Origin of the sequence: Chryseobacterium sp. MYb328 (assembly GCF_037572595.1) — a bacterium.
Classification (GTDB): domain Bacteria; phylum Bacteroidota; class Bacteroidia; order Flavobacteriales; family Weeksellaceae; genus Chryseobacterium; species Chryseobacterium pennae.
The window spans coordinates 112,209-125,820 of the sequence record NZ_JBBGZQ010000001.1 but is presented as its reverse complement, the minus strand read 5'-3'; the positions used below and the strand labels follow the sequence as shown (position 1 = coordinate 125,820).

The 13,612-nt window shown below is 33.0% G+C and carries 14 protein-coding genes and 1 tRNA gene; 2 read left to right on the top strand and 13 right to left on the bottom strand.

Annotation, left to right across the window (positions count from 1 at the left end; translation table 11 throughout):
- Window positions 1–41 precede the first annotated feature (41 nt).
- On the bottom strand, window positions 42–584 hold the full coding sequence (locus WH267_RS00635) for a helix-turn-helix domain-containing protein (protein WP_340004758.1): 543 nt from the start codon (window positions 582–584) through the stop codon (window positions 42–44).
- Window positions 585–940: 356 nt separating this feature from the next.
- On the opposite strand from WH267_RS00635, the gene WH267_RS00630 reads away from it, so the two are divergent.
- Window positions 941–3,412 (top strand): TonB-dependent receptor domain-containing protein, encoded by a 2,472-nt coding sequence (locus WH267_RS00630; protein WP_340004756.1) that lies wholly within the window; start codon window positions 941–943, stop codon window positions 3,410–3,412.
- Window positions 3,413–3,568: 156 nt separating this feature from the next.
- Here the strand turns inward: WH267_RS00630 and WH267_RS00625 are convergent, their stop codons facing one another.
- From WH267_RS00625 to WH267_RS00600, 6 genes are all read right to left on the bottom strand, one after another.
- Window positions 3,569–4,303, bottom strand: coding sequence for a hypothetical protein (locus WH267_RS00625; protein ID WP_340004754.1), 735 nt, complete (start codon window positions 4,301–4,303; stop codon window positions 3,569–3,571).
- Window positions 4,304–4,430: 127 nt separating this feature from the next.
- On the bottom strand, window positions 4,431–4,844 hold the full coding sequence (locus WH267_RS00620; protein WP_115973585.1) for a hypothetical protein: 414 nt from the start codon (window positions 4,842–4,844) through the stop codon (window positions 4,431–4,433).
- A 458-nt stretch (window positions 4,845–5,302) separates the two neighbouring features.
- Window positions 5,303–5,390, bottom strand: a tRNA-Ser gene (locus WH267_RS00615).
- A gap of 30 nt (window positions 5,391–5,420) precedes the next feature.
- Entirely contained in the window at window positions 5,421–5,828 is a 408-nt protein-coding gene (locus WH267_RS00610) for a hypothetical protein (protein ID WP_340004749.1), read from the bottom strand.
- 86 nt (window positions 5,829–5,914) lie between these two features.
- Window positions 5,915–6,319 (bottom strand): hypothetical protein, encoded by a 405-nt coding sequence (locus WH267_RS00605; protein ID WP_340004747.1) that lies wholly within the window; start codon window positions 6,317–6,319, stop codon window positions 5,915–5,917.
- 4 nt (window positions 6,320–6,323) lie between these two features.
- Window positions 6,324–6,662, bottom strand: a complete 339-nt coding sequence (locus WH267_RS00600; RefSeq protein ID WP_340004745.1) for a hypothetical protein — start codon at window positions 6,660–6,662, stop codon at window positions 6,324–6,326.
- Between the two features lie 204 nt (window positions 6,663–6,866).
- On the opposite strand from WH267_RS00600, the gene WH267_RS00595 reads away from it, so the two are divergent.
- Entirely contained in the window at window positions 6,867–7,100 is a 234-nt protein-coding gene (locus tag WH267_RS00595; protein WP_340004743.1) for a helix-turn-helix domain-containing protein, read from the top strand.
- Between the two features lie 259 nt (window positions 7,101–7,359).
- Here the strand turns inward: WH267_RS00595 and WH267_RS00590 are convergent, their stop codons facing one another.
- From WH267_RS00590 to WH267_RS00565, 6 genes are all read right to left on the bottom strand, one after another.
- On the bottom strand, window positions 7,360–7,566 hold the full coding sequence (locus tag WH267_RS00590; RefSeq protein WP_340004741.1) for a hypothetical protein: 207 nt from the start codon (window positions 7,564–7,566) through the stop codon (window positions 7,360–7,362).
- Between the two features lie 713 nt (window positions 7,567–8,279).
- A complete protein-coding gene (locus tag WH267_RS00585) occupies window positions 8,280–8,795 on the bottom strand; it encodes a hypothetical protein (RefSeq protein ID WP_340004739.1) in 516 nt (171 codons plus the stop codon).
- Complete coding sequence (locus tag WH267_RS00580) at window positions 8,785–10,023, bottom strand: RHS repeat-associated core domain-containing protein (RefSeq protein WP_340004737.1); 1,239 nt, start codon at window positions 10,021–10,023, stop codon at window positions 8,785–8,787. Before WH267_RS00580 ends, WH267_RS00585 begins: the two co-directional genes overlap by 11 nt.
- Before the next feature lie 10 nt (window positions 10,024–10,033).
- Complete coding sequence (locus tag WH267_RS00575; RefSeq protein ID WP_340004735.1) at window positions 10,034–11,149, bottom strand: hypothetical protein; 1,116 nt, start codon at window positions 11,147–11,149, stop codon at window positions 10,034–10,036.
- A 7-nt stretch (window positions 11,150–11,156) separates the two neighbouring features.
- Complete coding sequence (locus tag WH267_RS00570) at window positions 11,157–12,623, bottom strand: cell envelope integrity protein TolA (RefSeq protein WP_340004732.1); 1,467 nt, start codon at window positions 12,621–12,623, stop codon at window positions 11,157–11,159.
- 224 nt (window positions 12,624–12,847) lie between these two features.
- Complete coding sequence (locus WH267_RS00565) at window positions 12,848–13,600, bottom strand: DUF3871 family protein (RefSeq protein ID WP_340004730.1); 753 nt, start codon at window positions 13,598–13,600, stop codon at window positions 12,848–12,850.
- Between the last annotated feature and the right edge of the window lie 12 nt (window positions 13,601–13,612).

The window sequence follows — 13,612 nt, the reverse complement described above, 5'->3', positions numbered from 1 at the left end:
AAAAACAATACGACAGTTTTACGACATTTTTATGTCCTTGATTATAAAAAGTTGGTTTTCAGTTTTATACTTAAATCCTGGTTTTGGTTTAAACTGATTCCATTCTTGATAATGATCAATAATTTTAAAACTAAAAATAGAATTAACGGAATGATAAAAAGTGGAAATTTGAGTGAAAGAAACTTTTGTATAAACGGGCAGATAATCATTAATAAAGAAAAAATAGCTGAGATAATGATCTGTATGCAGATAATACTTTTCCCAAGCTCTCTGCTTTTGAAATCTTTGGTCTGATAGGTTAAAATAGCAGGAAGAATAATACTTCCATATGGAATAATGAGACCGGCAAGAGCAGAAAAATTAATGGTTTTGGCCTGTTGAATGTCAATTTGTTCTTCAGGAATAACAATAAGATTCTCAGGGTGGGTGTTCAAAGCGTGAGCCAGTGTTTTTAAAGTAAACCCTTTAAGAATGCTTCCACCTTCAATCCTTTGAACGGTCCGAAGGGAAAGTCCGGATTTCTCAGCAAGTTCATGCTGAGTTATATTCATTTTCTCCCTCAAAATTTTAACCTGGTTTTTCATGATCTGATAACTGTGGGTTTGTAACTGGCAGCTAATTTAATAAAAAGGGGTATTCACGTAATAATCTATTGCATTTACACTTCAATAAATTGATGCAAGTTCGATTGTGGATAACTTGTGGATAATTTATTGGTAAAATGTGGAAAAGTCCATATTTTAATTTTAAAAAGTCTTTGAAATGGTTTGTAGAGGGTAGTGATAGAAATTCTTACCTCAATAATTTAAAGGAATCATTCAAAAGGGAAATGATGATTTTTATCTTTTATTTAGAATAATTCAAATTAGTATGGTGTGAAAACTTGGTTATCCTTTATTTTTGCACTTTTATTTATAATTATTTTAAATAAGGGTGAAAAATGATACAATCAAATGAGTGTGAGCTTCCGTTGAAGTCAATACCTCCTGTCTTGAAAGTAAAGCAGGAGAACATTTTAACAGGTAAAATAATACAATGGTCTAAACCATTTCTGATTTTCTTCTTTTCCCTGACATGCTTAACGTTAATAGATGCACAGGATCTACAGGGTGGTATAACCGGTAAGGTTAATATGGTGGATGGACAGCCTTTAAGAGCGATATCAGTTTCTTTATTGGAGGCAGATCGGCAGACATTGACCGATGATGATGGAAACTATCGCTTTGTAAATGTGAATGCAGGCTCATATACTGTAAAATTGCAGATCTTAGGATCTAAAGAAATACGTATTCCTGTTGAGGTAAAAACAGGAGAAACTACTGCGCTGGATTATCAGTTATCCAAAGAAAATATTCAGGCCATACAGGAGGTGGTCATCATGAAAAATGTGAACAGATTTTCTAAAAAAGAAAGTGGATTCGTTGCAAGGCTTCCTTTAAAAAATCTTGAAAACCCTCAGGTTTACAATACCGTGACCAAAGAACTTTTTCAGGAGCAGGTAGCAGTAGATCTTGGAAGTATTTCTAAAAACGTTCCGGGTGCCGGTGTTCCTATGATTGCCAATCAGGGGAGAGTAACCTTTCGTTCCAGAGGATTTGAAACAGAACCTAACGCTCGGAATGGAGTGGCAGGAGCTGCCTTTTCAGTAATTGATCCTGTCAACTTAGAACGTATTGAAGCTATAAAAGGACCTTCCGCAACATTATTCGGGAAGAGTGTGGCAAGCAGTTATGGTGGGGTTTACAATCGTGTCACGAAAAAGCCTTACAATAAATTTGGTGGTGAAGTAGGCTATGTTGGCGGAAGCTGGGATTACAACCGTCTGACAGTAGATGTGAATACTCCGGTGAATAAGGACAGGACAGCTCTTTTCCGTCTTAATGCTGCCGGAACTTTTGAGAAAAGCTTTCAGGATTTAGGATTCACCAATTCATTGGCTATTGCCCCAAGCTTCTCATACCAGATCAATGACCGTATGTCGCTTCTTTTGGATGTAGAGTTTAATCAGGCTAAAGGAACCTCTGTAGTGCGTTTTAATCCTTATACAGGAAGTCATAAAACACAGTCTATTGCAGATATGAAGTTTCCTTATTACAAAAACTTCCTGGGTGACGATCTTGCTTATGAAACGCAGATGATGAATATCTTTGCCCAACTGAACTATAAAGTTTCAGAAAACTGGACTTCCCAGACGATTATATCCCGTGCAAGATCTACAATTAATGGTTATATTTCTGCCATTAACGGAAAAACAGATTCTACAGCAAGTGCTCAGGTAATGGTAGGAACTACCTCTTTTATCGCAACAAATATTCAGCAGAACTTTATCGGAGACTTTCATATCGGGCGTTTCAGAAACAGAATGGTGGTGGGCTTGGATTATTATAACAATTCTAATCATTTTGACCGTTATCATACCAATACAAAAGTGTTTAATTTCGTTCATCCTTCAGTAGATTTCAGAGTTAATCAGAATACCATTGATGCCCTTACCGCTACTTCTGTGGCCAGAAGAGAGAATAATAGTGACAATACTTATGCTGCCTATGTTTCGAATGTCTTCAATATAACGGATCAGTTAATGGTAATGGCCAGTCTGAGAGTAGACCGTTTTCAGTTTAAAGGGGTCTACGATATTGCTACAGGACAAATAAAAGGAGGGTTAAGTAACAGCGGAACCCAGACAGGACCTTATGCACAGACAGCACTTTCTCCTAAACTGGGGCTTGTGTATGAAATCCTGAAGAATAAAGTTTCCCTGTTTGGGAACTATATGAACGGCTTCAATAATGTAAGTGGAGTGGATATCAATGGAAATTCATTCAGACCGGAATATGCCAATCAGTTGGAATTGGGAGTAAAAGGAGATCTTTTCAACCACAGGCTTGTGGGAACATTAAGTTATTATAACATTCGTGTTGATAATATATTAAGAACCAACCCGGATGATATCAATTATTCTATACAGGACGGAACTCAGCTGAGTAAAGGATTTGAAGCGGAATTAACAGCCAATCCTTTTGATGGGCTTAATATTGTGGCGGGTTATGCTTACAATGACAGTAAATTCACGAACGCCAATCCTTCCGTTAATGGTTTAAGACCTGCATTATCCGGTCCTGCGAATATGTTCAACTTCTGGATCAGCTACAGGGTCCCGCAAGGCAAATTAAAAGGCCTTGGAATAGGAGGAGGTGGAAATATGGGATCTTCTTCCTATCAGACCAATACCCAGACTGCTAAAGTAATTATCCCATCCTATACAATGTTTGACCTGGGGATTTTCTATGACCAGCCAAAATACAGGGTAGGATTAAAATTTGATAATATAACCAATGAAAAAGCCTGGTCGGTACGTTTAACACCACAGGCACCAGCCCGTTTCTTAGGAAGTGTTTCTTTGAAATTCTAAAATAAGATTTTAATAATTGATAACAAAAAGTCCCGGGTTCATAGATCCGGGACTTTTATTTATAATGATTTTCTGTGCTTTTATTTCATTGATGGATGTTTATTCAATTTACCGTTTAAGATAACTTCCATCTTCCATCTTCCCGCTTACGTCCTCCTAATTAATCCAAAGGCAATAATTATTACGGTATCTTATCTTTGCGTAAGAAGTTCCCAAAAATATTCCTGGAGTATTGTCCTGCCAATCCTGCCTGATTATATAAAGTCCGGGCATAGTGGGTTTAAAGAAAGCTTTATTGTTTTCGTTTACCAGAATGTTCTTTTCCCAGTTTTCAGGGTTAAAAATCCTCAGCACTGTTCCTTTCTCTGCCGGTTTCATATTACGGTATGGGAAAATAGTGTAAATTCCATTTTTTTCAAAAAGTCTTATATCCATCAATGGAAGCGGAGGATTGTTACTGGATGGGATTCCCACCTGATAAGCCCCACACATAAAATCAATAGGCCGCACATTTTCCTGTGGATTTTGAGACCGTACCAAGACAGGCTGTTGGTCATTCATTCCTAAAATCCTGTAGGTTCCTTCCTGATTCGGAATAAAGGTTCCTACCCAGTGATCTCCCATAAGTTGCAACTCAATTTTTAATTTTTCTCCCTTTGCATTGTAAAGAAAAAAATTAAAATCTTTGATTCTCTGAAATTCTGGACCGGTAGAGCGGTGCCGCTCACTGAGATCATCAATAAAACCATAGCATACCTCAATTTTAACCTGATCTTTTATTTTTCCCGTTCCATGAATTTCCATCCAGTAAGCACTTGCTTTTGTGAGATGGGGGAAAAGAAAAGCGCTTAAACAAAACAGCAAAGAAAGCGCTGTCTTTATTTTATACATATACATTGAATTATAGTGATCCTGCAAATTTAAGGAAAAGGATGAATCCTATGTTGTAGCTTAAAACCAAAACTGCGATATTTTAAAAAAATACCGCAGTAAACTTGGTTATAATGATTGATTTATGTTATACTCCTGTTCTGCACATAGCATCCCAGGTAGTCCAGAAATGGGCATTAATAGCTCCAATAGGAGGATTGGTACTGTCTGCCACAATACCTACCATAGAGGCACAGTTGGAGTTACAGCCTATTTCATTGTGACTTCCTGCCTGAGGGGGAATTTGTCTCCATGTACCCGTAGAACCACTTAATAATTCTACTTTAATCTCAAAGATCCCTGATAGATTTGGGGTCTGGATCTGTTTTGTAGGATTATCGCTGGAGATAGAATCGCTCCAGTTTCCCTGTGAGAATGTTACGCGCCATTTGGAAATCATTTTAGCGGTCTCATTTTGAGGGGAAAGATATACCCAGAATTGTGCTCCGCCTCCCAGTTGTAACTGGCCGGATGAATTGGCATTTACGCTTGTTGATGTCATCTTAAATTGGTTTTTGTGGTTATTTTATAGACCAAAGTAACGAAGAACAAAACGGATAATGTAGAGTATAAACAACCAATTGTAGACTTGAGTAGAAATACTTAGATGAATGGAAAATTGATATTCTGAAAAGATTTAAAAAAAACTAGTAAAAAAGGGTAAGAGGACCTGAGCATTCATACAGAATGATAATATTTTTTAAACACAAAGTTTTACTGTTATATTCTGTAGATTTTAGGGAGCAAAGTTGGAATCAATGGATTTGATTCTTTCTAAGCTGACGCATAAACCAAATTGCTTCATCAGCGACATAGCTACATCTCTTAGCTTCCTTAAAGTATAAAGATTGTTATCATAAAACTTTGTGTCAAATTAATCCACAAATTATTGGCAGTCAAATGTTTAAAAGGGTATGAAAACAAAAAAGTCTTAAGTGTAAAACCTAAGACTTTTTTTTGCAGAGAGGAAGGGATTCGAACCCTCGATACAGTTACCCGTATACTACCTTTCCAGGGTAGCTCCTTCAACCACTCATGTTACCTTTACTTTAAATGTACTCCTATTTATATGCCTTTTTTAGATATGTCTCCTTTTCTGATAACTCAATACAATTTTCTTTTCCTTTTCAGGTTTTCTCAATATTAGATAGTACTTTCCCATGTACCAGGAACAAACATAAGTTTTATTAATGCGCTTTTGCTCATAAGCAATGCCTATAAATTGCTGTATCCACACTTTTAATTTTGTATATAAATGAGGTTTGAAATAATAGTCTATCTTAGTTAATACATCAGCATTATAATACAGCATTATCTTTTCCACTTTCAAGTCAAATAAATGCTCATGATCTGCCTTATCAAACTCATATACTTCATAGCAATACTTTTTACAGCAGTATTCCTCTTTATAGAATAGTCTAAATTCATGTTTACAGGATTCTTCACCAATCCTAAATTTTAGATGTTTATGTATCTCATTTTTCATTTGGTTTACAGATATAAAAAAACCACCTTATTTATGGTGGCTAAATATTAGTTTTATATTACTCTTAACTCATGGATGAATGCAATCTATTTCAGACTATTTCCCACTATGTAAAAAATAACTCCAAAAACAATGTATAAAACTGTTTTAGTGAATAGCATCTTTCTTTCATAAATTAATTCAGAAGGATATAGTTTGATTGCAATAAATGGTGTTACTAAATACAAGCAGATAATATTGCTTATAATAAGTATCAACCAATGCAGGTTAATACCCTTATATAAAGGGAATAATGCAATAATAAATCCACTGACAAATACCAAGAAAAGATATAATGTATTTTCATTTAATTTGCCATTTTCAAGCTCATAGTTAAAAGCCTTATCTGGATTATACTTCTGCATTCTTTTAAATCTTCTAATTGTGTCTTGATAAGTTGCAAATGGTAGCTGAAATAAAACTGCTGAAATGATAAATAATAAAGTACTCATTTCATTATATCTTATTAAGGAACTTTGCTCCAAATTCTGTTAGATAAATTTCACTAGAATATTCTGTTACTATTCTTACTCCTATTACATTGCCATTCTTTTCATCATATATAATGGCAAATGCACCTAATTCTGATTTTGATCTTCTATTTAAAGTATGTTGTATTACATCAGTTTCAAAGCCAAGGTTGAATAATCCACCATTATCATAGAATGAGTTTTTATATTTAATGTAATACTGTCTCTGAATGTTTAAATCTTTATCATTGGTATATAACTTACCTTGGGATATGTCAAAGTAAAAATAGTAGTTCTCTTTTGCTACATCTCTATCAGGTTTCATTCTATATTGTGTATCAATAGTAACATCACTTTGAGCAAAAGAGAACTGAAAACTTAGTAATGAAATTAGTAGTAGTGTTAGTGTATAAATTCGTTTCATATTTGTAAATTATTTAATTGTTCATTTAACAAAGATATAAAATGTATCATTTATGATAACCAAAAATTATCATTTATGACCACTTTTGGCTATTAATATAAAAGAGTGGATAAGAAAGAGTTTCAAATTGCTATTGGTAAGAGAATAAGACAACTTCGTGAAGAAAAGAAAATATCACAAGTTGAACTAGCAGCATTCTGTAACTTTGAAAAGTCTAATATGAGTAGACTTGAAGCTGGAAATACTAATCCTACAGCTTACACATTATATGTTATTGCTCAAAAATTAGAAGTTGAAGTCTTTGAACTTCTTAATTTTAAACCTTTAATTAAAGAATGAATTGGCTATTAATACCTATCTTAATAAATAATTGAGTTCAAATCATCTTAGATTACCTGGCATATGAGTGTAGATTCATGTATATTTATTTCCTGGTATTTTGAAATCGTGTAATCTGAAAACATAAAAAACCGTATATTTTCCCTAATCATATATAATATTCAGGAAAATATATGGTTTTCCAATTAAAAAATATCCAAACCTTACTGAAACCTATTTATGATTTTATAGTAAAATTTGGATATTTTATGATGTGAGATTAAGAAAACTCTACATGTTTTCCATTCTTAGAGAAAGATTCCATATCAGTAGCAAAGCTATTGCTTACCTGTTGCTTAACAGTATTCTTTGCTCCTGGTTCCTGTGGTGAGTATACAAATCTGTGATGTAACATAATCACTTCTCCTGTGTCCTTAACTGTATATTCGTAAGGTTCACATTCCTGTTTAACGATGCTTCCCTGCATTTGTGTTCCAATAGTAGGCTTGAAAATTGTATGTTCTTTGAAAAATGGGAATTATTATATAATGTAGAGTATGATGAAACCTTTGGAATATATGAGGTTCAAATTTTGTCTCTCTTAAATATTGTTGAAGATTTAGAAATTTATTGTGAAAAGAATCTGAAAAAATATCAGTATAGAACATCGACTACAATGGGGCTTAAGAGACCTTTTTATATGACCTTTGATTAATCAAGATAATTCCCTAAAGTATAATATCAAGGTTGCCATAAGCTCATTGTTTCATTTTACAGACTAAATAAGAAAAATAGTAAAATAAATCAACTATTTAAAACTACTGAGTTAACCAGTATTGAAGATAAGTAATTAAGTACAAAACTCTCTCATATTGATAAGAGAGTTTTTTATTTACAAGTGCATTGAATCTAGTTATTTTATTTAAATATATACAATAAATTGAATAACAATAAAAGGAATGTAAAAGCAATTATTATAAAGTCTTGTTTATTATTCCTTTTGAAGTCAATTAATAATACTATAATAAGGGTAATCTGTATTAGAGTACATAGATAAAACACCAAGTTCATTATTCCTTCAAATTGCCTAGGATTTATATAATTGTACAGTTTATTGGGAACTATTGTTTTATATAGTTTAAACCTTGAAAAAGAACTTACTATAGTAACTATAATTAATAGTATGCTTCTAAATTTCATTTATTTGATTGATGGTGCTGGCTCTGGAATATACCTGTCACTATAATTAAATAAATTCATTTTCATTGCTTCCTCTAAAGAGATGTTTTTATATGTATTGTCTGTGATTTTAAATATTGTATATTGTGGATGATATAAAGAAATGGTCTCATTTTTATATTCAAGTGCATTATCTGGTTTAAATTTATTTTTATTGTTGTTTTTGAAAAATTTTTTTGAGTAAAGAACAACAGTTTTCCCATTATGTAGATAACTTCCTGATATTGAATCTTTATTATAAAATTGAGATGTAGCAATTCTTACATAATCATTTCCATGGGTTTTTTCGTGAGTTACAGTATATAAGTTTACTGAATATTCCTTTGGAAAACTGGATGACATTGAGTCAATGACATTATTAATTTGTGTATATAAAGGTTCTTTTTCCTTTTCTTCTTTAGTAAAAGGTTTTTTTACATTTTTATTGCAACAGCACAAAAAAATAAAAAATACGATGTAACAAACTCTATTTAACATTGTAATAATTAATTTTATTTAAACTTTTAACATTTGCAGGGGTTAATTTTTGCCCTGTATTTTTATGACCAAATCTTGTATATTCAATTATACCATTGCCCAGACCTTCATGTACTGTGAAAAATCTTGGAATCATGTAGCTTCCTTTAGTTACTGAATTTGTCACTGTTACTCTTGTATCTTGGTCTGCTCCCCACTGATTTCCATATAAATCTGGATTTGCCCCTTGTAATCCATCATGATTATGATAAAAAGAGATTAAATTATTATAACCTCCAATATATTGTGTCATAAAATTAAATCCTTTGGTGTTATCATTAAGTGAATGTTGGGTTGTTATTAGATAATTTTCTGAACTTCCACCTTTTGAAAACCTCCCCAATCCAAATTCAATCCCATCAGTTGTATTATTATTAAGAAAATTAAATACACCTACAGCATCATTTACATTATTTGTATATCCTGCTGAAACAGTTCCATCTTTTATTGGTCTCATACCTCCTAAATAGCCAGTGGCCTGGCTTAAGTCGCTAATAATACTTCCATCAGTTGATTTAGCTTTATCTACTACGACAGGTGCTGTATTTGTCACATTTCCTTTCTTATCAGTAGCAAATAGCCTATCATCACTTCTTTTCTCACTACCATCATTAGGGTCTTTTCTGGTAACAGTACCATCTTGTAACAGCTTATAATCAGTAAAAACCTGCCTTCCATCAGGATCAATATTACTTATAGGATTATTTAAAACCATATTATAAGGAGACCAGCTTGAATATTCCTCACTCAATGGATCAGGGGAAAACCATCTCCCTGCTGTATCTAAATAAGGTTGAGCATCAGGATCACTCAAATCTATTTCTCTGAACTCTGTAATTTCTTTAGTTTTCCTATTGTACTTTACAGAACCAATATTGACTACAGCATCCATATCATGGAATTCTAAGTACTTTCCTTTACTTAGTGTAGCAATTTTAGGATAATAACCATATTTCTTAAAAGGATTCCCAATAGCAATATTCTTTCTTCTTCTTTCAGCTTCTTCAGGAGTAATGGAATCTCTGGTTTTTAACACTTCATCCATATAAGGTCTGTTTCTCTCTTCCTTAGTCAGCTTTACAGGATTAACCCATTTCTTCTCAGCTTTTGGCTTAGACTGGGATTTCTTGACCTGAGCATGTGTAATTCCAGTAAGAAGAACAAAGCCAGTAAGTATAATTCTTTTCATAGTCATTTGGTTATTTTGTAAAGTTATTTAATAATTTCTTATTCTCATATTTATCTCTTTCAGTTCTCAGAGATACCAACCAGTCCAAATACATTTCCTCTGGCATCTGTCTGTAACCTATTTCATAAATATGTCCATATTCTTGTGTCATTAGTTCCATGAGTTCTTTAGCTTTAGGATCTTGCTGTTGTACAAGCTTCATGTTTTCAGGCTTGTCAGTTTTGAGATTATGTTTATCCATCATTTTTGTAAACTGCTCTTTGTGAGTTTCAGCTCTAAGAATAAGTGCTTTTGCAAAGTTGGGATATACTTCTATTGCCTTGTTTACAGCTTTTAATACAAATTCTCCATCATTACCTGGAAAATTCCTATTGTAAGCCTGTGCTAAATCAAATAAGCATAATGCTAAACTTTCCTTATCATTCAGAGCCTTCATAAATACCCCATTTTTAATGGCATCTAAATGGATATACCCAGAAGCCATTAACCATGAATCCTGTGGAAACATCCCACTTGTAAGCTCTGTATTGTACCAGCCATCAGATTTAATCTGGTGTTTAATATAAACATGATTTGGAGCTAATGCTAAATTGGCTGTTTCTCCTAGCTCTTCTGCTAATATTTTATATAGGTAAGGCATGGAATTGCAATTCCCTTTCTTGGTAGCTAACAATTTAGATACAAATAAGTTAGTAATATCATTATGTCCAAATACATCAGTAAAGTCATAATTAAAAGGTTTGTACTGTATTACAGTATCTTTTATAGCAATAGGTAAAGTTTGACACATAATAGAGTACACTGCTGCATATTTACTTACTCTGTCTTTATCAGATTGTTTGTAGGTCAAATCTCTATTGACTATAATAGCTTTAGCAAACTTAGATAGAAATCTGATTTCATTATTAAGTTGTACAGTGTCTAACTTCCCTTGAAAATAAGCATTCTCTACACTGAATACAGCATCTTTAAAGCTATATTTCTGTTTATCATTCAGCATATTATCAATGGTCTGATAAGCATCATTATAAAATTGGTTACTTTGGGCTTTAACCATTCCTGAACTCAGCCATACAAATACTAAGGATAAAAGGAATAAGGTTCTATAGGATAAATATTTCTTCATTATATGATTATAAATGTTTTGGATCTATTGGGAAGTACTGAGCTTTCTGCTTAGATTGATCAGATTCTTTTTTCTTCTGTTCCTGTGCTTTTCTCAAAGCTTCCAATTGTTTCTGCTTTTGCTTCTCAGCATTAATCTGTCTCATTCTTTCAGCAATAGCTTCACTTTTCTGCTTGTTGGCTTCTCCTTTCATATTGCCTAACCATTCTTCATAAGCACCTTCTGGCATAGCTACATATCCAAGATTGTCAATAGTATTAAACTGTGCTTTAGTTTCCTGTAGTAGAGCTAATGCTTTAGGGTAGAATCTAATACTCTGTAGCTCTTCTGGATTTTCAAGGTCTTTAATACCTAATTGTATTGCTACATAACCTAACTTAGCTTGTTGGTAGGTGGATTTAAGCAGATTGGCATAAATATTATTAGGTGAGTATTCCAGAGCTTTGTCTAAAGTCTTTCCTACAAACTCATCCATTCCATACTTGTGGGCATAACCATTGGCTAAATCAGCATATAGTTGTCCCATAAGTTCCTTTTTACTCAAACTGCTCATATAAATATCATTCTGTAAAGCTTCTGATTTAATATAACCTGATTCCAGAATAATTGAACTTGTAGTAAATATTCCATTGGTAAGTTCTGCATTTTGCCATTCTCCCTCTTCATCCTTAAACTTGATGTAAGTATGGTTTGGGGCAAAGGCTAAATGAGCTTCTGCATTCATTTCTTCTGCCAGCATCAAATAATACAAGGGCATGGAGTGACATTGACCAGAGCCTGTTTTAAGGAGTTTGGAAACAAACATTTTACTCCAATCCTTTGTACCCATGTAATCCTCAAAATCATATTTGATGGCTTTGTGCTGAACACCTCCTAACTTCATACCTTTAGAAAGGTACTCAAATATCATTAAATTCTTATCTGTATTACTTTCAGTGTCCTGTTTTCTCTCTTTCATTTTCTGCAAGAGCTGTTTTGCAGTTTTCTGAATCCCAGATTTGAATTGATTATAATTCTGTTTATCTCCATAATAAGCATTCTCTACAATAAAGTTAGCTTCACTTATGGAGTAATTATTAGTATCAAGTCCAGAAAGTATATTAAAGGCATGATAATAAGATTCTGTACCTGCTTTTCCTGAAAATGATGGTAAGGTATGATAAGAATCCTCTTTGGCTTGTAGTCTATTTTCTTGTTCCTGTTTACTTCTCAGTTCTTGTTCCTGAGCTACTTTCTTAAAGTCCTCCTGAACCATTCTCATATTTTGTTGTTTTATCTGTGAACTTCCTTGATTATATAGACCTCCATGAGGAACAGAGGGAACACTAGACCTAGCTGGACTGCCATAATTCTGATTGGAATAATTCTGTAAACTACTGGTATTAGGTCTTGATATGGTAGGTAGATTAGGAATCTGTCCCAATCCATATATGCTGATACACAATAGAGGTAAAACCTGTAGTTTTTTCATCATATAAAATATTAATATTTCTGTGTTTTATTCATGATTGCAAGTTATGAAAATTCTCCAATACAAGATAAATTAGTTGTCATTTATGATTACAGATCAAAAATTGTCAAATTTTATATTGTTTTGGTATTTCTAATACAAAGCTATATCATAGGTGTGTCAAAACTTGACGTATTATATTTTATATAGAACTAAAAGACCACCCCACAAATGCAGGGTGGAAATAACTAACTCAAAAACCAATGATAATTAGAATTATCACTGAGTGTTTTCTGAACCCCTTTAGTAAATTCAAAGGCATTCAGATTTCTGTCAAGAAAAGTATCTATATAACTGCTCTTATTAGCCTGTGTAAATAAATTGTAGACATTCCATAAGTTGATCTCTCCATTATCAGCCTTACAAAAACACTTGTCGTCGTAGTAGTCTTTAGCTATGGTATTTAACTGGCTATCATTGAAAGTTAATTGAGGGATATTCAATCTTTGTTTTTCAGTCTTAGAGATATGTTGATATAGCCTTGTTCTTCCCAATAATTGAGCAAACTGATGTTCAGTCAAATAATGGTCTGAAAACTCTTTCATTTCCAATAAATGTTGCTGTGCATTATACTCTGTTAAAGTACTCATTATTTTATTCTGTAATTCCTGATATGAACTTACCCTCATATCATCTATAAAGCCATCACTCCAAACACACAAATTACAGCATACTTTATTCTGAAAACCAATGAAGAACTTAAATTTTTCAAAAGTCTTCTTATTGTATAAATTCTCCTGATTATAGGCTCTGACTCCACCCACTGTTAAGGATAATTCATTACCATTAATAGAATCAGTTATACCAGGAATCCTAATAATAAATGCCATTCTTTCAAAATACTGTGTTCTTTCATGGTCTAATAAATCTTTTGCATTCTTATAAATAGCATCAGGAGTTCTACTCTTAATTTGGTGTGAAACTCTTATCTCAGGTTGCATAAAAGAATGATG

Excerpts from the sequence above, each read along its gene's own strand:
- WH267_RS00635 (WP_340004758.1), bottom strand. The coding sequence starts at position 584 with ATGAAAAACCAGGTTAAAATTTTGAGGGAGAAAATGAATATAACTCAG.
- WH267_RS00630 (WP_340004756.1), top strand. The coding sequence starts at position 941 with ATGATACAATCAAATGAGTGTGAGCTTCCGTTGAAGTCAATACCTCCT.
- WH267_RS00625 (WP_340004754.1), bottom strand. The coding sequence starts at position 4,303 with ATGTATAAAATAAAGACAGCGCTTTCTTTGCTGTTTTGTTTAAGCGCT.
- WH267_RS00620 (WP_115973585.1), bottom strand. The coding sequence starts at position 4,844 with ATGACATCAACAAGCGTAAATGCCAATTCATCCGGCCAGTTACAACTG.
- WH267_RS00610 (WP_340004749.1), bottom strand. The coding sequence starts at position 5,828 with ATGAAAAATGAGATACATAAACATCTAAAATTTAGGATTGGTGAAGAA.
- WH267_RS00605 (WP_340004747.1), bottom strand. The coding sequence starts at position 6,319 with ATGAGTACTTTATTATTTATCATTTCAGCAGTTTTATTTCAGCTACCA.
- WH267_RS00600 (WP_340004745.1), bottom strand. The coding sequence starts at position 6,662 with ATGAAACCTGATAGAGATGTAGCAAAAGAGAACTACTATTTTTACTTT.
- WH267_RS00590 (WP_340004741.1), bottom strand. The coding sequence starts at position 7,566 with ATGCAGGGAAGCATCGTTAAACAGGAATGTGAACCTTACGAATATACA.
- WH267_RS00585 (WP_340004739.1), bottom strand. The coding sequence starts at position 8,795 with ATGTTAAATAGAGTTTGTTACATCGTATTTTTTATTTTTTTGTGCTGT.
- WH267_RS00580 (WP_340004737.1), bottom strand. The coding sequence starts at position 10,023 with ATGAAAAGAATTATACTTACTGGCTTTGTTCTTCTTACTGGAATTACA.
- WH267_RS00575 (WP_340004735.1), bottom strand. The coding sequence starts at position 11,149 with ATGAAGAAATATTTATCCTATAGAACCTTATTCCTTTTATCCTTAGTA.
- WH267_RS00570 (WP_340004732.1), bottom strand. The coding sequence starts at position 12,623 with ATGATGAAAAAACTACAGGTTTTACCTCTATTGTGTATCAGCATATAT.
- WH267_RS00565 (WP_340004730.1), bottom strand. The coding sequence starts at position 13,600 with ATGCAACCTGAGATAAGAGTTTCACACCAAATTAAGAGTAGAACTCCT.